16 protein-coding genes are annotated in these 18,924 nt (G+C 44.0%); 10 read left to right on the forward strand and 6 right to left on the reverse strand.

The features are described from left to right. Positions 1-4 precede the first annotated feature (4 nt). On the forward strand, positions 5-5,098 hold the full coding sequence (gene porU2 / locus A8C56_RS06570; RefSeq protein WP_067753599.1) for a putative type IX secretion system sortase PorU2: 5,094 nt from the start codon (positions 5-7) through the stop codon (positions 5,096-5,098). 42 nt (positions 5,099-5,140) lie between these two features. Then, on the forward strand, positions 5,141-6,139 hold the full coding sequence (locus A8C56_RS06575; protein WP_067753602.1) for an acyltransferase family protein: 999 nt from the start codon (positions 5,141-5,143) through the stop codon (positions 6,137-6,139). Here A8C56_RS06575 and A8C56_RS06580 read toward each other — a convergent pair. Beyond that, positions 6,132-6,725 (reverse strand): riboflavin synthase, encoded by a 594-nt coding sequence (locus A8C56_RS06580; RefSeq protein WP_067753606.1) that lies wholly within the window; start codon positions 6,723-6,725, stop codon positions 6,132-6,134. The two genes, A8C56_RS06575 and A8C56_RS06580, sit on opposite strands and share 8 nt — an antisense overlap. Before the next feature lie 77 nt (positions 6,726-6,802). Between A8C56_RS06580 and rpsU the strand changes: the two genes are divergently transcribed. The 5 genes from rpsU (at position 6,803) to A8C56_RS06605 (ending at position 10,037) form a co-directional block, all read left to right on the forward strand. Beyond that, positions 6,803-7,162 carry a 30S ribosomal protein S21 gene (rpsU, locus tag A8C56_RS25460; RefSeq protein WP_245645786.1) on the forward strand — a complete coding sequence of 120 codons (360 nt, stop codon included), beginning with the start codon at positions 6,803-6,805 and terminating at the stop codon, positions 7,160-7,162. Positions 7,163-7,215: 53 nt separating this feature from the next. Further along, complete coding sequence (locus tag A8C56_RS06590) at positions 7,216-8,118, forward strand: tyrosine-type recombinase/integrase (RefSeq protein WP_067753609.1); 903 nt, start codon at positions 7,216-7,218, stop codon at positions 8,116-8,118. Between the two features lie 136 nt (positions 8,119-8,254). After that, positions 8,255-8,554, forward strand: coding sequence for an HPF/RaiA family ribosome-associated protein (locus tag A8C56_RS06595; protein ID WP_067753612.1), 300 nt, complete (start codon positions 8,255-8,257; stop codon positions 8,552-8,554). 241 nt (positions 8,555-8,795) lie between these two features. Next, positions 8,796-9,332, forward strand: coding sequence for a YMGG-like glycine zipper-containing protein (locus tag A8C56_RS06600; protein WP_084490411.1), 537 nt, complete (start codon positions 8,796-8,798; stop codon positions 9,330-9,332). Positions 9,333-9,452: 120 nt separating this feature from the next. Then, a complete protein-coding gene (locus A8C56_RS06605; RefSeq protein WP_084490063.1) occupies positions 9,453-10,037 on the forward strand; it encodes a DUF6799 domain-containing protein in 585 nt (194 codons plus the stop codon). 83 nt (positions 10,038-10,120) lie between these two features. On the opposite strand, the gene A8C56_RS06610 is transcribed toward A8C56_RS06605, so the two are convergent. The 4 genes from A8C56_RS06610 to A8C56_RS06620 all read right to left on the reverse strand — a co-directional run bounded on the left by A8C56_RS06610 (position 10,121) and on the right by A8C56_RS06620 (position 12,537). After that, entirely contained in the window at positions 10,121-11,104 is a 984-nt protein-coding gene (locus A8C56_RS06610) for a WD40/YVTN/BNR-like repeat-containing protein (RefSeq protein WP_067761691.1), read from the reverse strand. 39 nt (positions 11,105-11,143) lie between these two features. Continuing rightward, on the reverse strand, positions 11,144-11,497 hold the full coding sequence (locus tag A8C56_RS06615) for a putative toxin-antitoxin system toxin component, PIN family (protein ID WP_067753616.1): 354 nt from the start codon (positions 11,495-11,497) through the stop codon (positions 11,144-11,146). Positions 11,498-11,544: 47 nt separating this feature from the next. Then, complete coding sequence (locus A8C56_RS23830; RefSeq protein WP_071609321.1) at positions 11,545-11,766, reverse strand: hypothetical protein; 222 nt, start codon at positions 11,764-11,766, stop codon at positions 11,545-11,547. A 78-nt stretch (positions 11,767-11,844) separates the two neighbouring features. Then, the gene (locus A8C56_RS06620) at positions 11,845-12,537 is read right to left on the reverse strand and encodes an outer membrane beta-barrel protein (protein WP_067761693.1); all 693 of its coding nucleotides are present in this window, start codon (positions 12,535-12,537) and stop codon (positions 11,845-11,847) included. A 245-nt stretch (positions 12,538-12,782) separates the two neighbouring features. On the opposite strand from A8C56_RS06620, the gene thrS reads away from it, so the two are divergent. From thrS to A8C56_RS06635, 3 genes are all read left to right on the forward strand, one after another. Next, positions 12,783-14,723 (forward strand): threonine--tRNA ligase, encoded by a 1,941-nt coding sequence (gene thrS, locus A8C56_RS06625; protein WP_067761695.1) that lies wholly within the window; start codon positions 12,783-12,785, stop codon positions 14,721-14,723. Between the two features lie 121 nt (positions 14,724-14,844). Further along, the gene (der, locus tag A8C56_RS06630; protein ID WP_067753619.1) at positions 14,845-16,158 is read left to right on the forward strand and encodes a ribosome biogenesis GTPase Der; all 1,314 of its coding nucleotides are present in this window, start codon (positions 14,845-14,847) and stop codon (positions 16,156-16,158) included. A 68-nt stretch (positions 16,159-16,226) separates the two neighbouring features. Beyond that, positions 16,227-16,616, forward strand: coding sequence for a hypothetical protein (locus A8C56_RS06635; protein ID WP_067753622.1), 390 nt, complete (start codon positions 16,227-16,229; stop codon positions 16,614-16,616). 97 nt (positions 16,617-16,713) lie between these two features. Here the strand turns inward: A8C56_RS06635 and A8C56_RS06640 are convergent, their stop codons facing one another. Next, the gene (locus A8C56_RS06640) at positions 16,714-18,918 is read right to left on the reverse strand and encodes a DUF4954 family protein (RefSeq protein ID WP_067753625.1); all 2,205 of its coding nucleotides are present in this window, start codon (positions 18,916-18,918) and stop codon (positions 16,714-16,716) included. Positions 18,919-18,924 lie beyond the last annotated feature (6 nt).

Here is an 18,924-nt window from a genome sequence, read left to right on the forward strand (position 1 = left end):
TGGCATGTCAAGCGTATTTGTAATGAAAAGATTTTTTTTAATCATATACCTGTTCCTGTCGCTTGCGGGTGCTGCCCAGCAATACAATAATGAATGGATCGATTACAGCAAAACCTATTACAAGTTCAATATAGCCAGCAACGGGCTATACCGTATTTATGGAGCCACACTTGCAGCAGCAAACCTGGGAAGCACAGATGCCTCCCGGTTTCAGTTATGGCGCAATGGTACAGAAGTTCCGATCTATGTCAGCAAGGAAACAGGTACGCTGGGTGCAGATGATTATATTGAGTTCTGGGGCCAGATGAATGATGGAAAGGCAGACAATGCACTGTACCGGACGCCGGATCAACAACTATCAGACAGCAAAAGCCTGTTTTCTGATTCGGCTGCTTATTTTCTTACCGTTAATCCTTCAGGAGTAAATAAGCGTTTGGTGTCAACCGCCAATAATATCCCGGCGGGAGTAGCGCCGGAGCCTTATTTTATGTACACATCCGTTGTGGATTTTAATGAGCAGTTGCATTACGGGCCCTCTCAGGGCACAGGCACAGGTACATTGTATACTTCATCATTTGAAGGAGGAAAAGGATGGGCATCAACTGAAATCAGTAGTGGTGCTGGCCGGTCTGTGGCTTTAACCCTGTACCCTTATTCCGGCGCTGGCGCTCCTGATATGAATATCCAGATGAATGTTGTAGGCAGTAATGCCGCTACAAGACGGGCACAGCTTTCTGTAAATAACAGTATTGTATTCGACAGTGTTCTTTCCGGGTTCAATTACCTGAAGCTCAGTAAGGCCTTGCCCGCTTCCATGCTCAATGGCGCCACCGAAAATTTCCGGGTTATAAACCAGCCCCAAGGCACTGATCCCAGCCGTATGCGTGTGGCTGTAATCAGAACCAGGTATGCGCGAAAATTTAACTTTGGCGGAGCAGGTAGTTTTCAATTTACCTTGCCGGCAAGGTCTACCGGGTATTACCTGGAAATCACCAATTTTTCTTACTCTGGCGGAGCTCCTGTGCTTTATGACCTGAATAATGGCAGGCGATACCTGGCAGATATAAGCACTCCTTCTGTAGTAAAGCTTTTTTTGCCCGCCACAGGAAACGAACAGCAACTGGTGCTGTCCGGCCAGGCTACCGGTAACATAAAGCAGGTGACCTCTCTGATACCAAGAAATTTTGTTAATTACGCAGCGGCCAACAACCAGGGAAATTATCTTATAATAACGGATCGTTCCCTGTTGAACGGCAGCAACGGCACAACACCTGTACAGGATTACCAGAATTACCGTTCTTCTCCGGAAGGAGGAAGTTATAATGCCAGAACTTACCTGATGGATCAACTGACCGATCAGTTTGCCTATGGTACCCGATACAGCATTCTAAGCGTGCGGAATTTTTTGCGGTTTGCAAGGGCAAAGTTTACTGTACCGCCCAAAGCGGCCTTTCTTATTGGAAAAGGAGTAAACTATATAGCTTCCTGGGCATCGCCAGCCGGCTTGCAGACAGGGCTGGCACAATTGAACCTGGTGCCTACTTTTGGCTACCCGGGCTCAGATGTGCTGTTAAGCGCAGAAGGCAGCAGTTCACAGCCGCTTACACCTATTGGCCGGCTATCGGTCATCAGCGGCGATGAACTGACAGATTACCTGCAAAAAATAAAAGAATATGAACAGGCCTTAAAGAATACGCCGCCCGGAATTGAGGAAAGTGAATGGAAGAAATCAGTTATCCATGTTGTGGGTGCAAGCGATGATGCAACGATTGGCCTGCTGGCCGGATTGCTGCAACAACACCGTGCCATTATAGAAGATACTTTATATGGCGCGCAGGTGGAAAGCTTTGTTAAGAATGACAATACTTCGAACCAGGCAACTCTGGCAGACTTACTGGCTAACAGGATCAATTCAGGTGCTGCGCTCTTAACCTACTTTGGGCACTCTTCTTCATCAACGCTTTCCTTTAACCTGGAAAACCCCTCCAATTATTCCAACCAGGGCAAATACCCGGTCTTTAATATGATGGGCTGCTCAGCAGGAGATATTTTTGGATATGAAACATCAAGGGTTTCAGCAATTACAACAATATCGGAGAAATATGTTCTCGCAAAAAACAGGGGAAGCATCGGGCTGCTGGCCGGTACAAGTATCGGTTACGTCTCAACGCTGGATTTTTACAATACAAAATTTTACACGCTGCTCTCTGGAAATGATTATGGAAAACCGGTTGGCGATTTAATGCTGAACACTATTAAAGAAGTTTACAGAATTAAAGGAGAGAATGATTTCCTGCAGCGGGCACAGTGCGAAGAGTATCTCATAAACGGAGACCCCGCTATCCGGTTATACCAGTTTGCACGACCCGATTACGCTATTGAAGACGCTTCTGTAAATGTAAACCCGGCTTTTATTTCCATTGCCGAATCCAAGTTTACGATTGCTATAAAAATCAACAATTTAGGCAAAGCAGTCAATCAAAAAGTGATTATTGAATTAAAGCGGACCTATCCGGATCAGTCTGTTGCCGTTTTTAAAAGAGATACCCTGAGCCCGATACGGTTTGCAGATTCGCTGGTATATACCGTTCCCATAGATCCCGTTAAGGATAAGGGGCAAAATAAAATCAGCATCTCAATAGATCCGGAGAATTTAATATCAGAGCTGAATGAGACCAATAACAAGCTGGTAAAGGATATTTATATTTATGAAGACGAGATACGCCCTGTCTATCCTTATGATTATGCCATTGTAAACCAGACCGGTTTAAAGCTGGAGGCGTCAACTGCCAACCCACTGGCCACATCCCGCACCTATCTTATGGAAATGGACACAACTGCACTGTTTAATTCCCCTTTAAAAACAGCGCAAACGCAAACCAGTACCGGTGGTGTGCTGGAGTTTGTGCCCGGAGGCGGTTTAAGAAACAATACGGTTTATTACTGGAGGGTAGCCAGCAAACCCGAAAATAATGAGCAACCCCGCTGGAACAGCTCTTCGTTTATTTATCTGCCAGGAGGCCAAACAGGCTTCAACCAATCGCACTATTACCAGCAATTAAAGTGGAATCTTTCCCAACTGGAATTTAAAGAAAGCGACCGGTTATTGCACTTTGATTCAACAATTACCGGTATAACAGTGACCCATGGTTTCTTTCCAAATGTAAGTGCAGCCTCTGATATGCAGTTGCGTATTAATGATATTCCTGCACAGGGATGGATGCTGAGCCCGTTTAGCGGCAGCAATAATGTGAATACGTATACCCTGCGCTTTTATGTTATTGATAACAGGCGGATGCGTACATGGGATAATGCTGACCTGGGTACTTCGGGCAGGTTTGGAAGCGTAAGGCCGGTGCCAGCTCAAAGCAATACCATCCCCACATTTTTTCAGTTTAAGGTGCAAACGCCACAACAGAGAAAAAATGTAATGGATTTTATGGATTCCATTCCTAAAGGGTTCTATGTAATTGTTGCAAACAGCGCCATGCTGCCCAATGTGGCGCCTTCAGAATGGTTGGCTGACGAGGCGGTTTACGGAGCCGGCAACACCCTGTATCATAAGTTGCTTAAAGAAGGAGTTAGTGTGCTGAATGAAATAAAGACGAATCTGCCGTTCATTCTTTTCTTACAGAAAGGATCGGGCAAACCGCTTAAAGAACTGGTGGGCAGCACGCAAAATGATAAACTGAATGAAACGATCGATGTAAAGGCGCCCCTCCGTACGGGCAGCTTTGAAACACCTGTATTGGGGCCTGCCAGATCCTGGAATAAGTTCATCTGGGAAGGACAGGCTTTGGAAGCAAACTCCAATGACCAGCTGTCTTTTGATGTGTATGGCATTGGTAATTCAGGCGCAGCTACCTTATTAAAAACGGTGAAGGGCCTTGTTGCAAATAAAGAAGCAGATCTGTCAGACATCAATGCAGCACAATATCCCCAGCTAAAGATCAGGGCCTCTGTTGCCGATACGGTTAATCTGACGCCTTACCAGCTCAGCTACCTGCGCTTATATTACACGCCGGTTCCCGAAGGCGCAATAGCCCCCAACCTGAACCTGTCTGCCAAGGATACATTGGAGATAGGAGAGCCGCTGAATTTCAGCGTTGCCTTTAAGAACGTCAGCAATTACAATTTTGATAGCATAAAGGTGAGCCTGAGCGTCCGCGACAGGAATAACGTGGAAACGGTGATACCGGTGCCCAGCCAGAAAGCACTGGTTGCCGGAGATACCATAAAGCTGTCCGTACCATTAGCTACCCGGAAATATGCCGGCAATAATACGCTGCTGGTAAATTTTAACCCAGATAATGCACAGCCGGAGCAGTACCTTTTCAATAATTTTCTTTATAAGAGCTTTTATGTAAAAGGAGATACTACCAACCCTTATATGGACGTGACCTTTGACGGCATCCACATTCTGAATAGCGATATTGTATCCAGTAAGCCGGATGTGCTTATAAAATTATCGGATAATGCAAGATACCTGTTATTGAATGACCCGGACCTGATCAGGGTGCAGTTACGGTTTCCTGATGGCAGCATTAAAACGTATGCAGCCGGCACAGATACCCTGGTGTTTACGCCTGCGGGGCAGAATGGCAGCAACACAGCTACCATGAATTTTAAACCGCAGCTGAGCGATGGCAATTATGAATTGATGGTTGCCGCCAAAGATGAAAGCGGCAATACCGCCGGTAATATCCAGTATAAGATAGCGTTCCAGGTCATCAGCAAACCAATGATCTCCAATATGCTGAATTATCCGAACCCTTTTACTACCTCAACCGCGTTTGTATTTACCTTAACCGGATCTGAAGTTCCGCAAAACATCCGGATACAGATCCTTACCATAACAGGGAAGATCGTCAGGGAGATCACCAAAGCAGAGTTAGGTCCACTGCACATCGGCAGGAATATTACGGAGTTTAAATGGGATGGCACAGATCAGTACGGGCAAAAGCTGGCAAACGGCGTTTACCTGTACCGCGTTATTACAAACCTGAACGGCAAAAGCCTGGATAAGTACAAAGCGGCAGAAGATAATACCGACAAATATTTTAATAAAGGTTACGGAAAAATGTACCTGATGCGGTAGGAGTGCTGTTGCTGCCTGCTGTCTTTATAAACGTTTACTGAAATGCAAGTGTCTGATAGCAGGTATACGAACTCGTTTGATTTTTTAAGGATACTGGGCGCTGTTGGGATCGCTTATCTGCATTCCTATGACCTCCTGCAACGGGAAAAAATAAATCTGTCAGTGATCATACTGGGCATGTTTTTTACAGTAAGCGGCTACCTTATTGCAAAAAGCGCTGACAGGTCTACTTCAATAGCAAATTACTTATGGAAACGGGTGCTGCGGATCCAGCCTTTGCTGGTTGTTGTTTGCCTGATGACGGTTTTTATTTTAGGCCCGGTATTTACCAAGCTCAGCATCAGTGATTATTTTAGAAGCAGCGCTACCTGGCAGTATTTCAGAACCGTTTTTCCTGTATTCGGTATTCAATATAGTTTGCCCGGTGTATTTAAAAGCAATATTGCAGAAAGCGGTGTTAACGGGTCTTTATGGACGCTTGTTTTGGAAGAGAGGGCCTATTTGATTATGGTTCCTTTTCTTTTCTTGAAAAAGGCGCGGAAAAATCTTTTTGCTGCATTTGTAGTCCTGTTAAATATTATTTATCTGTTGTATTATTATCATATTGGCGGGCTGGGTTCACACTTTTTTGATGCCTACAGAATGCAGTATTATGTTCTGTTTTTTAACAGCGCTTTGTTTTATTTTTTTAAGTTCCCCTTTTCCAAAATCAATTCTTTTGCAACTATTGTAATTGTTGCTGTGGTGTATTTTTTTGTGCAGAAGTCCATTTTTGCAACTTTATATCTTTTACCGTTCCTTACCTTGTTAATAGGGAATAAAAAAACGCTCTTTTCACAAGTGGCCAAAAAGGGCGATATTACTTACGGGCTGTATGTGCTGGCTTTTCCCGTGCAGCAGTCATTAATTGCCCTATTTAATAATGACCTTCAGCCGCAGGTGCTGCTTTTCCTTACCCTGCTTATCTGCACTCCGCTGGCGTATTTATCCTGGCATTTTATAGAGCAGCCTTTTTTAAGCCTTCGCAACAAGGTCAGCTGATGCCTGTGCCCAGGTGCCTTAATACATATTTCCCGATCACATCAAATTCCAGGTTTACTTTATCACCTGTTTGTAGCTGCTGCATATTGGTGTGCGCCATTGTATAAGGGATAATGGCAACGGTAAAGCTGTTTTCAGTAACATTAAAAACAGTAAGGCTGATGCCGTTTACTGCTACGGAGCCTTTTTCAATAACTAACTGAGCAAATTTTGCGTCAAATGCAATCGTAAATTCCGTGCTCCCGTTCTTTTCAACAACTGAGGTGCATATTCCGGTGCTGTCTACATGCCCCTGCACAATATGACCATCCAGGCGCCCGCTCAGGGTCATACAGCGCTCAAGGTTTACAATAGTGCCCGACTGCCAGTTGCTGAGATTGCTGACATCCAGGGTCTCCGCTATGGCCGTTACCTGGTGCCGGTTGCCATCCACCTTTTCTACAGTAAGGCAAACCCCGTTATGGCTCACGCTCTGATCTGCTTTTAATTCATTTGAAATAGTGCTTTCAATAGTAAAAGTGAGATTGGTGCCATTTTTATCGGAGGACACTACAGTTCCTGTTGCTTCTATAATACCTGTAAACATAAGATCAAACGTACATGAAATTTTTCATTCATAAATACATGAAATAGCATAGCCCTTCTTGGAAATTTCAGGCAGGTATGCAGGCAGGTGCGTTTATAAAGAAGTTTCCTATTAAAAACGGGCAGTTGCCGGAACCTGATTTCCCGGGAATTAAAAAAAATAAGCGGGATTTGAGTTTTTATGAGAAAAATACTATCTTTGCACCTCAAAAAAACTACCAAAGGAGGTATAAAATATTTATGTTAATTATTGATTCTAAGGACTGCGAGAACATTGACAAAGCTTTAAAGAAGTACAAGAAGAAATTTGAGAAATCAAAAACTCTACTTCAACTGCGTGAACGTCAGCATTTTACAAAGCCATCTGTCAAGAGTCGTATGCAGCGTTTAAAGGCAATCTATAAGCAACAGATCGCCAGTGGAAAAATAGAATTATAACTATTTTATATTTTTGTATAATATTGTAACCTCGGGTTTCCCGGGGTTTTTTTATGCAAAAAACATTTTCAGACCATATAGCCGCATTTATCAGTTATCTTCAGTTTGAAAAAAGATATTCCAAACATACAGTCATTGCCTATACCTCTGACCTCAATGAATTTTTAAGCTTTGTAACAAAGGTATGGGGAACGCTCCCTGTTAAGGAAATTTCCTACTCCATTGTCCGGAGCTGGCTGGCCAGCCTGATGGAAGCGGAAATTACTCCAAGAAGCATAAACCGGAAAATATCTGCTTTAAAATCATTTTTTAAATACCATATAAAAACAGGAACTATCGGGGAAAACCCGATGTTCAAAGTAGTGGCCCCAAAGGTCAGCAAACGCCTGCCGTCATTTATAAACGAAAACGATCTGCTATTGCTGAATGAAACAGTATCCGGAGCTACTGAAGACTGGAAAACGCTGAATGCAAAATTATTGATCGCCCTGTTCTACGGTACCGGTATGCGTTTAAGTGAACTGATCCAGTTAAAAGAAACCCAACTGGATTTTTACAGAAAACAGGTAAAGATACTGGGCAAGGGCAATAAGGAGCGTATTGTACCGTTAAACAAGGTTTTACTGGATGCCATTAATGAATATATGGGGTTAAAAAGGAAACAGTTTGCCCAATTGCCTGTGGAATTGCTGGTTACGGAAAAAGGGAAAAAATTGTATCCGAAGTATGCCTATTTACTGGTAAAAAAATACCTTTCTGTTATTCCAACGCTTGACAAAAAAAGCCCACATGTGTTACGTCATAGTTTTGCAACGCATTTAATGAATAACGGGGCAGAAATAAAAGCTGTAAAAGATCTGCTGGGCCATGCAAGCCTTGCTGCCACACAGGTTTATACTCATAATACTATAGAAAAATTGAAGGATGTGTATAAAAATGCACATCCGAAAGCGTAACCACTGCAAAAAAATCAACTAAAAATTAGCAATTATTTTTTGGGAACCGTTTGCTTTTTTGATTAACTTTAAGCAAGAGTATTTCAGGTCTTTGAAATAAGGAAATCAAGATTATTCACTTTTAAATTCAACTATCATGAATGTGAACATTCAAACAGTTAATTTTAACGCTGACAGGAAATTGCTGGATGCAATCAGCCGTAAAATGGAAAAACTCACTACGTTTCACGACCGCATTATTGACTCGGTGGTTTATCTGAAGTTAGACAACGTAGTACACAATATAAAGGATAAGATCGTAGAGATCAGAGTGCAGGTACCCCGGCACAGCTTCTTTGTGAAAACGACCAGTAAATCTTTTGAAGAATCTTTTGAGAACGCATTTGATTCTTTAGTGAACCAGGTAAAAAGGCGTAAAGAAAAAATGATAGCTTAATAATAAATCCAAATTAAGATCTTAATGCCCCGTCCGGCTATGCAGAGCGGGGCTTTTTTATGGCCCGTTTAACAATTGTTTAACAGGTTTTTAAGCCGCTGACCATAAAGTGAAACTGTCTTATCTGAAACGGTGGGCGCAGGCTCCTGTTTTAAAAGCAGACCTCCACGAAACAGAATTTGGCACAATTTTATCTGTTACTCAGGTTGGATTTTTGATTCAAAGTTTAAAACGTATAATTATGAAAAGGATAGTACCATTTATTGCGATAGTGGTTTTGTTAGTAGCTGTTTCATGCCGCAATACAAAAAAAGAAGATAATGCAGGAGCTATTCCAGCCCAGGACACATTGGGCCTGGCGGAATATCAAAAATGGAAAATGGAGAATGAGGTTCGGAATCGTCTGGAGCAGGAACAGGCTCAGAACCAGGCTGCCGCAGCCCCGGCACCACGCCCGTCATCTTCCAGTTCAAGAAGTACCACCGGCGGTACTTACCACAGTAGTGCTGCCAGTGTAAGCAATGACAACAATAGCTATTCCTCTGATAATTCCGGTGGTTCTGTAGCCCAGGCCCCGGCTCCGGCCCCTAAAAAGAAGGGCATGAGCCACACTGCCAAAGGAGCTATAGTAGGTGCTGCTTCAGGTGCTGTTATAGGTGCTGTGGCTAACAAGCATAACCGTTTAGGAGGCGGTGTTGTAGGAGGGGTGATTGGCGCGGCTACCGGTGCAGGTGTAGGTGCAATAGTAGATAAAAAAGAACGCCAGCGCGGTGACTAAATGGGAAATTAAAAAATGTTAAAAGCGGCATTATTTGCCGCTTTTTTGCTTTGTATACAAATAGTTGGCAGTATATTTGATTTACAGATTGATTATTAAATCATTAAAGGAACTTAAATTATGAAAAAGATTTTGGGTATAGCTGCAGCCGCAGTAGTTTTTATGGCCTGCAACAGTTCTGAAACAAAGACCACAGAAGCAACAACAGACTCCACTGCTGCACCACAGGTTGTGGTAGATAGCAATGCCGTAACTCCCCCGCCTGTTGAATATGCAGAAGGCGACATTATAAAAAAAGATGATGGTAAGATTTATGTTTTTACAAATGGTAACTGGGTTGTTGCCGATAAGGAAATTAAACTGGATAACGGTACGGTGATCAAGCCGAACGGTGAAGTTAAAAATAAAGAAGGTAAGACAATCACCCTGGATACCGGTGAATATGTAAACCGATCCGGAAATTTCTTTGATAAAACAGGCGGGGCAATAAGTAATGCATGGGATAAAACCAAGGAAGGGGTGTCCAACGCGGCAGATGCTACAAAGAAAGGCTTAGAGAAAGCCGCAGACGCAACAAAAACCGGTGTTGAAAAAGGAGTGGAAGCTACAAAAGAAGCTGCTCATAAAACCGGTGATGCTATTAAGAAAGGGGCGCATAAAGTTGGCGATAAGGTAAAAGATGTAACCAACGATATTAAGAACTAAACTGAAGAATTTTCCGATTATGTTTTGATAATGGGGCCCGATCAAACGGGTCCCGTTCTTTTTAGCTGATCTTTGCCGGAGTATCAGAAAACGACTTTAGCAATTCTGCCTCCGGAACCGGCCAGAAAGGCGGTTCTTGCTGCTTTATTAATACTTATTGCATTAAAGCTTTCAACGGAAAGCTGTTGCCAGGTGAGGCCTCCGTCTTTAGATACTTCCACACCCGTGAGGCCGCAGGTGATCCAGGTATTTTGATCAACTGCCGCCACGGCGCTCCTGTAGCCCCCGGGGGGTAGGGCTGGATGCTGCCAGGTTTTTCCGCCATCGTTGCTAAAGATCAGCACACTGTCATTCCTGCGGGGATTGGAAAAGTCGCCGCCGGCAACCATTATCTTATTGTTGAAAATGCCTATACTATTGGCACCTGTGCTTTCAGTGCCCTGCATAATGGGCAGTCGTAAAGCCTGACCCTTAGTCATCAATCTTGATTGTGCTCCACCACTGACCAGGAATAGCTGATGCGTGTCAACGGCAATGTTGGTACCACTGGCTGCAAAAAATGCTTCTCCTTTTAATAAGGGGGGAAATGAATTAGTAACAGGCCCCCAGGTATTGCCGCCATCCTTTGTTGCCGCCATAAATAAGTGGCTGCCGAGCGGGTCTCCGATAACATATCCTTGCTGAGCATCTGCAAAAGCCATTGCATCCAGGAACATGGATGTGTCTTTATTCTCATACACTTTTTTCCAGGTACTTCCTGCATCTGCCGTTTTTAAAATATACGCCGGGCTTTCAATAGCCATCAATAATGCAGTATGGCTATCCAGTACCTGTATGTCTCTGAAATCTTTGTTTTCATAGCCGGCTACCTGCTGCCAGGCCCATGTATGGCCATTGTCATCAGAACGGCCAACATACCCGTTGCTTCCGCTTGCCCATACGGTTTTTTTGTAAATGCCTATGCCCCGGAGGTTGGAAGGCTTGCCTTGTTCCAGTATCTCTAAGACTTGTGCGCAGGCCAGGGAGGGGATACCTAAAAGAAAAATTAGCAGGAAGCGAACGGACATTTTTTTGTAAAGATAAATAAGTGATGCCGCGCTATACATCTATTCAGGTTTATAACGTTCCCAATAATTTTTTGGTGTTACAATTTTAGTGCTCTTGTATTGAGCAATTGTAAAATCATTTGTGTTCCCAGGGATCATAAAGTCAGCACCACTTTCTTCGGCAAGTTCGAGAATCATATTATCGTCTTTATCAGAAATAATGTTTAATTTAATACGGGGCTTATATAAGCCGGCTCTTATTCCGATTTCAATCAGAATACTCTTTGCCTTTCTTGTAAGGTCCGGAAAACGAGCAAATTTGAGTCTTAACAGAACTTCGAAATATTCCTGAATCAACTGTTCTGAAATGCGGATCTGGATTTTACTTTCAAGAAAAAGTGCATCAATAATCAAAAAACGGGTAACTCTTTTGAATTAAAGCAGAAACAACAACATTAGTATCAATTACGATTTTTTGCATTTGTTCTTACCGCCTTAACTTCATCAGATATTTCCTCCATTGAGATTTTGGAGAAATTGTATCTTTCTGCCAGCCCGACTGATCTTCTTAAATTTAGTTTCAATAATTCACCAAAACTTAATTTATCTTTTTTAAGTCCGAACTGATTATATTCAGTATCTGAGATAGATATATTCAAAGTTCTATTTGCCTGACGATTCACTATTTCAAATTTACAAAATATTTCATTTTAGAACGTTAAAGATTCTAAATCGTATATACCATTTTGAATTTCCACTTTTTAATCCCTGTTTTTATGTTTCATCATCTTCTGTTTCCATTGCTTCATTGCCTGGCCGTTTATTTGCATGCCCATGCTCAGGTATAACCCCCTGTTTGTATAAGAGGGGCTTTCAGACGCGTTATTGGGTTTCTGTTCAACAAACCCGTGATAATAATTAATGTCGTTATTGATATAAAATCCATCGCATACGCGGATGTTAAGGCCCAGGGATGCATTGGCGCCGGCGTCAATTTTTGTATTCATCGCCTTTGTTGTATAAACTCCTGCAAATGCATCATCATCATTTTTTGCAAAGGTCTTGCCACCTACGAGGAACTGAACGGAGGGGCCAACCGTTAACCTGGGGCGAACCCTGTTTTCAACAGCGCCAAAAACAAAACTGGCAAATACCGGAATTTTAATATAGTTGGCCCTTGCAATAACTTTGGAATTGTTCTGTAACTCATAGCTACCTCCCTGGCTGCTGAAATAAGTGCCAAATCCAACACCCACATTATCACTGAAATTATAGGTGGCTACGCGCCCCAGCTCAAAGGAGATATGAAATTTGCGCTTACTGTCGTCCGGCCGGTTACCTACCATCCACGAATGGCCGATAGCTGCACGGTCGCCGATATTCCATCCGGTTTGTGCGTTTACCAGTTGCATGCCTGCAAGCAGGGCCAATGCAGAAAAGATTAAATGTTTCATGTGCTTATTTTTTAGATTCCCGGTGCCCGTATGCTCACCAGGGATTACTGCGTTAAAGATCTGTAACTGTTTGTCTGCCGCCCGCCTGTTAAAATCCGGCAAAACCATGCCAGAGCTTTCATTTATAACCCCGAATTGCCAAAATTGTTAACAATACCCCCCGGAAGCAGCTCTTTTTTTGTGTTTTTGCGTACTGGTGATAGTTTGCTAATTTTGCAAACTTATTTTATTGAATTTTAATGAATATGATTACAATAACATTTCCGGACGGAGCTAAGCGCGCGTATGAAAGTGGTGTAACTGCCCTTGATGTAGCAAAGTCGATTTCTGAGGGGTTGGCAAGGAAGGTAATTGCCGCCGCTATTGATGGTGAGATCTGGGATGCAACGCGGCCAATTCATAAAGACAGTAATGTGGTGTTGCTTACCTGGAACGATGCTGGTGGTAAAAAAGCATTCTGGCATTCTACCGCGCACCTGATGGCCGAAGCGGTTGAGGCTGTTTTTCCGGGGGTAAAATTCTGGGTAGGACCGCCACTGGAAACAGGCGGTTTTTACTACGATATGGATCTGGGCGACCGGAAACTTTCTGAAGAGGATTTAAGTGTTCTGGAAAAAAAGATGAATGAGCTGGCAAAGCAAAATAACCCTTATATACGTAAGGAGATCTCAAAAGCAGACGCTGTAAATTATTTTACTGAAAAGGGCGATGAATACAAGCTGGATCTGCTTCAGAACCTGGAAGACGGCAATATTACCTTTTACACACAGGGAAACTTTACGGACCTGTGCCGGGGGCCGCATATTCCGGGCACCGGCATCATTAAAGCTATTAAATTAACCAATGTTGCCGGCGCCTACTGGAAAGGAGATGAAAAAAATAAAATGCTTACCCGCGTATATGGCATCAGCTTTCCGAACCAGAAGGAGCTGGATGAATACCTGCATATGCTGGAAGAAGCAAAGAAGCGTGATCACCGGAAACTGGGGAAAGAATTGGGCATTTATACCACCAATGATGATGTGGGCGCAGGGCTGATCATGTGGATGCCTAACGGCGCAGTAGTGATAGAGGAACTGGAACGGCTGGCAAAGGAAACTGAAGAAGATGCCGGCTATAAGCGGGTGGTAACACCGCATATTGCTAAAGAAAACCTGTACCTGACCAGTGGCCACCTGCCTTATTATGCAGACAGCATGTACCCTGCAATGGATGTAGACGGGGAAAAGTATTACCTGAAAGCGATGAACTGCCCGCATCACCATAAGATATTTGATGCGGAGCCCAAAAGCTACCGCGATATGCCTTATCGCCTGGCGGAGTATGGCACCTGCTACCGCTATGAACAAAGCGGGGAGCTGTTTGGGTTGATGCGCGTACGGTGCCTGCATATGAATGATGCGCATATCTATTGCAGCAAGGAGCAGTTTGCTGAAGAGTTTAAGGCCGTGAACGATATGTATTTAAAATACTTTAAAATATTTGGTATTGAAAAATACGTCATGCGTTTATCGCTGCATGACCCCGAAAAACTGGGGCAGAAATATGTAAATGAACCCGAATTATGGCAGGAAACCGAAGACCTGGTAAGGAATGTGCTGAAAGAATCCAACATTCCCTATGTGGAAGTAAAAGGAGAGGGAGCTTTTTATGGCCCGAAGATCGATGTGCAGATCTGGAGCGCTATCGGGCGCGAATTTACACTGGCCACCAACCAGGTAGATTTTGCGCAGCCGCGCCGGTTTCATTTAAGCTTTACCAACCAGCATAATGAACCGGAAATACCCCTCATCATTCACCGTGCACCATTAGGCACACACGAACGCTTTATAGGATTTTTGCTGGAACATTATGCCGGTAAATTTCCTGTATGGCTGGCACCGGTGCAGGTAAAGTTATTACCGATCAGCGAGAAGTTCTTCGATTATGCCAAAACAGTGCATAAGGCATTGCGCAAGGCCGGCATCCGTGCTGAAATTGATGAGCGGAATGAAAAAATAGGTAAAAAGATCCGTGATACCGAACTGATGAAAATACCCTATATGCTGGTTATTGGTGAAAAAGAGGTGAATGATAACAAAGTGGCTGTTCGCCGCCAGGGTAAGGGAGATGCCGGAACAAAAACGGTTGAGGAATTTATTGCTGGTGTTCAGCAGGAAATTGCAGACCGGGCCGATGAAGTGTAGATGCGAAAAAATCCTTCGCCCCCGGGTTCCCGAAGCAAAAAGCCGCATCATGCACCGGTGCACAAGCGAGCGTGGCAAGAAAGATGAGCGAAGCACAACAGCCGACTAAAAAATAAAAAAAATGAATTTTACTGTAGCCATTGTAGGGAGGCCCAATGTAGGAAAGAGCACACTCTTTAACCGTTTGCTGGAACAGAAGAAAGCAATTGTGGATGATGTAAGCGGTGTTACGCGCGATCGCCAGTATGGCATCAGCGAGTGGAACGGGAAAACGTTTAATGTTATTGATACCGGAGGGTTTGTGCATGGCAGCGATGATGTTTTTGAAAGAGAGATTGCCAAGCAGGTGCTGGTAGCTGTTGAGGAGGCCAGCGTCATTGTGTTTATGGTGGATGCTGCTACCGGCATTACAGACCTGGATGATTCAATGGCGAGGGTGCTGAGGAAAAGTACCCAACCGGTTTTCCTTGTGGTCAATAAGGTAGACAATAATGAGCGGATGCTGGAAGCCACCGAGTTTTATAGCATGGGTTTTGACAATGTATTCTTTATTGCAGCTGCAAGCGGAAGCGGAACGGGGGAACTGCTGGATGCCGTTACCGCGTTAATGACTGACGATGCTCATGTAGATGAACGCCTGGCACAGCTTCCGAAATTTGCTATCATTGGTCAACCCAATGTGGGCAAGTCTTCCCTGCTGAATGCATTGGTAGGTGAGGAGCGAACCATTGTAAGCGATATAGCAGGTACCACCCGCGATACCATCCATACCCATTATAATCTATTTCAGAAGGAATTTGTGCTGATTGATACTGCCGGTATCCGGAGGAAAGCCAAAGTGCATGAAGACCTGGAATTCTATTCCGTTATCCGCGCCATCAAGGCGATGGATGAGGCAGATGTTTGTTTATTGCTGCTGGATGCTGAAAAAGGGATGACAGCGCAGGATCTGAATATTTTCAGCCTGGCTGCAAAAAAAGGGAAGGGGATTGTGCTGCTGGTGAATAAGTGGGACCTGGTTAAGAACAAGCAAACCAATACTGCTAAAGAATATGAAGATACCCTGAAGAAACGGCTCGCTCCTTTTAATGACGTGCCGGTGCTGTTTGTATCTGCAACTGAAAAAACCAGGATCTTCAAAGCCATTGAAATTGCCCTGGAAGTATATGAGAACCGACAGCGCAGGATATCTACCAGCAAGCTTAATGAAGTAATGCTGAAAGCTGTTGAAGCGCATCATGCACCGGTTGTAAGAGGGCATGCTGTAAAGATCAAATTTGTAACCCAATTGCCTACGGCTGTTCCTTCCTTTGCTTTTTTCTGCAATTTCCCTGACGATATTAAAACACCGTACCGGAATTATCTTGAAAACCAGCTCCGGAAACATTTTAACTTTACCGGCGTTTCTGTACGGCTGTTTTTCAGGAAAAAATAAATCAACCGTTTAATAAATGGGTTACTAAATGCTGTTCCCTGGTATTAATCCAAAATGAATAAACAACTATGAAAAGGATATTGGGTATTTTAGCAATGGCGATTGCTTTTGGCATTGTCTCCTGTAACCTTTCATCAACTGCGGATGGAGAGGGGCGCAAGGACTCCCTGACCACCGATTCTATTAGCAAGATAACAGATAGCACCGCAAAAGCTGTTTCTGATAGCGTAACTGAAGCGGGTAAAGATGTTGATTCATCATTAAGAAGCCTTGGTGATTCCCTGAGATCGGATATCCGCGATGCCGCCGGTAAAGTAAAAGACCGCACCCTGGCGTTGGGCAGCAAGGCAAAGGATAAGGCCCAGCAGGGGATTGAAGCCGTAAAAGAAAGCGCCAAAAAAATAAGCAATGCTGCCCGGGCCGGTTATGAGGCCGGGAAGGAAGAGCTGAAAAAATAGGGCACCGGCTGACATTTTCCTTCCTGCCCTGAATTATAGTTACCCCGTATCGGAATGGAAAGCATACGGTATTTCCTGCACGGCGGTTAATGCCATATTAGGCTAATGAGTGGATCAGTTGCCCGACTTCTTTTTTAAAAGCTTCCGTTTCTGCCAGTTGTTCATTGATAAACTGATTGTCCTTTAATTTCCCGATGACCTGCTCCATTTCTTCCGTGGAACTGTATACCATTTTGCGAAACGGGTTTTCATAGTCCTTTATTTTGGAAGTGTAAACCGATTGCGCGATGGATTCTTTCATTTCAATGGCGTCGTGCATCAGTATTTTTAAAAGTTGTTTATTGACATCCGTTGGACGGAATTCCTTTATTTCCATAAGGGCGCTAAGGCCATGCAGCAGCTTTTGCAGCGGATATTTAGCTGCTTCCTGCCTGTAAAATTCATGCACAGTGTGCCAGCCGCCGGTAGCGTTGCCTGATGTGATAATATCGATGAGCTGCTCTACTGCTGCGTCCTGGATCAGCTGCCCCCCGACATTGCTCCATTTTTTTCTTTTACCGGCCTGCTCAAAAAGCTGTTGCACTGCAGCAATGTTGATATCGCCCGACTGCTGCAAATGATTTATTAAAAGACAGCTTCCATAATACGCCACCATTTTTTTATAAAGCTGGTACCCCTGCTGCACTTTTATAAGGAGCACCGGACGGTGCGCGTTTTCCATCCCTGCTGCAATGATCTCTAACTGGGATACCACCGGCGCCTGTTTATCAAGTAGTTCTTTTCCTTTTTGTTCAAAATCTTTATCGCTGCCTATCATTTTACTGGCCTGATAAAATGCCTTCCCGGTATAGAGACAAAGCAGGCGTAACGCTGTAAAGATTTCATTGACTGTATCGGGCGCAAGAAAGTCATATTCCAGCAGTTGTTCTTTCTCTTTCCGCCGGTCCCTGTCTGCAAATTTTCGCTCATTGCGCAGGATGGCATACATGTTATACATGAACCAGTACCCCGGCATGATCAGCAACTGGTCATTATGAACATCATTGCTGATCAGACAAAAGGGCATTGGTATATTCAGCTCTGCCGGGTAATCGCCTTTAGCGATCATGGTAAAAGAAGCGAATTTTGAATTGTGCTTCAGGCTTACGCAAAGTCCCGGCCAGAAGCCGCGCCCTGCCTGCAGTTCACCATCCGCAGCGCGTGAATTGTGGTTAGAGCCAATGGTGGCCCCGGCGGCAATATTGCTTTGCCCCATTACCAGGGATGCGCAAAGGAAAGAGTTGTTATGATGCTGCTCATGCGCCGGAAACAGCAAAGTGTTCAATACTTCGCAGCAGGAAATAGTTGCGTTTTCTCCCAGGTAGGAATTGATCAGCCGGGCTCCGTATTTCAGCTGTGAAAAGGGCGCCAGTATAAAACGGACAGCTTTTACGCCATAAAAGGCCCTGCTGCCTGCGCCCATGATCCCGTTTACCAGCTCACATCCTTCACCGATCTGCGATTTGGCGTTTTCGTTGGAGTTAATGGTAAGATTCTTTAATTTATTGGCACCTTTTATATAGGCATCGCTGCCGATTTTTACATCTTTGATGATGTGCGTGTTTTTTATGACGCTTCTTTTGCCAACGGTGCCATAAGTGCCGCGGTAGGTGCCAAATTTCTGATCAGTAAAAGCTTTAAAAGCTTCCTGCAGTTTTTTATTTGCCCGGTTCTTTGACCAGAGCCAGGCATCGCCCGGCAGCATGCCGTCAAAAGGAATTACTTTTCTTCCCCCGTTCTCATTGCAGAGCTCTAACCAGATGCGTACTTCTTCCGGCTCGCCGTCTTTTACGATCCCGTTTCCAAACTTGCTGTGGGAAGTACAGGACATTTCGTTTACATTAATGAGGATAGCTTCATCTTCAATAATATAATGGCTCAGCATACGCACATTATTGATGGAAACATTATCGCCGATATCGCAGCTGACAATCAGGCTGCGGTACAGCCCAACGGGAGTTCTCAGCTGGCTGAACTCCAGAAAATACGGCTCCAGCTTTCCGATACGAACCAATCCGAAAAAAGTGCATTCTTCGATCAATAAGATGTCAATGCCTTCTCTTACCAGCACCTGCGCCCAGTTGTCTGAGCGATTACCGTTTGATTTTAAAATAGCGATCTCCTGACGGGTGAGGGAGCGATAGTCTGTTGCGGAATTCTGCTGAAAACGGATATAATATTCATCTTTTCCTTCGGGTAAGTATTCATCGGGTATAAAATTATACCCAAGATTTTGGACAGGGTACTTTTTGATTTTGTTCATGATTTA

The organism is Niabella ginsenosidivorans, from assembly GCF_001654455.1.
GTDB classification, from domain to species: Bacteria; Bacteroidota; Bacteroidia; order Chitinophagales; family Chitinophagaceae; genus Niabella; species Niabella ginsenosidivorans.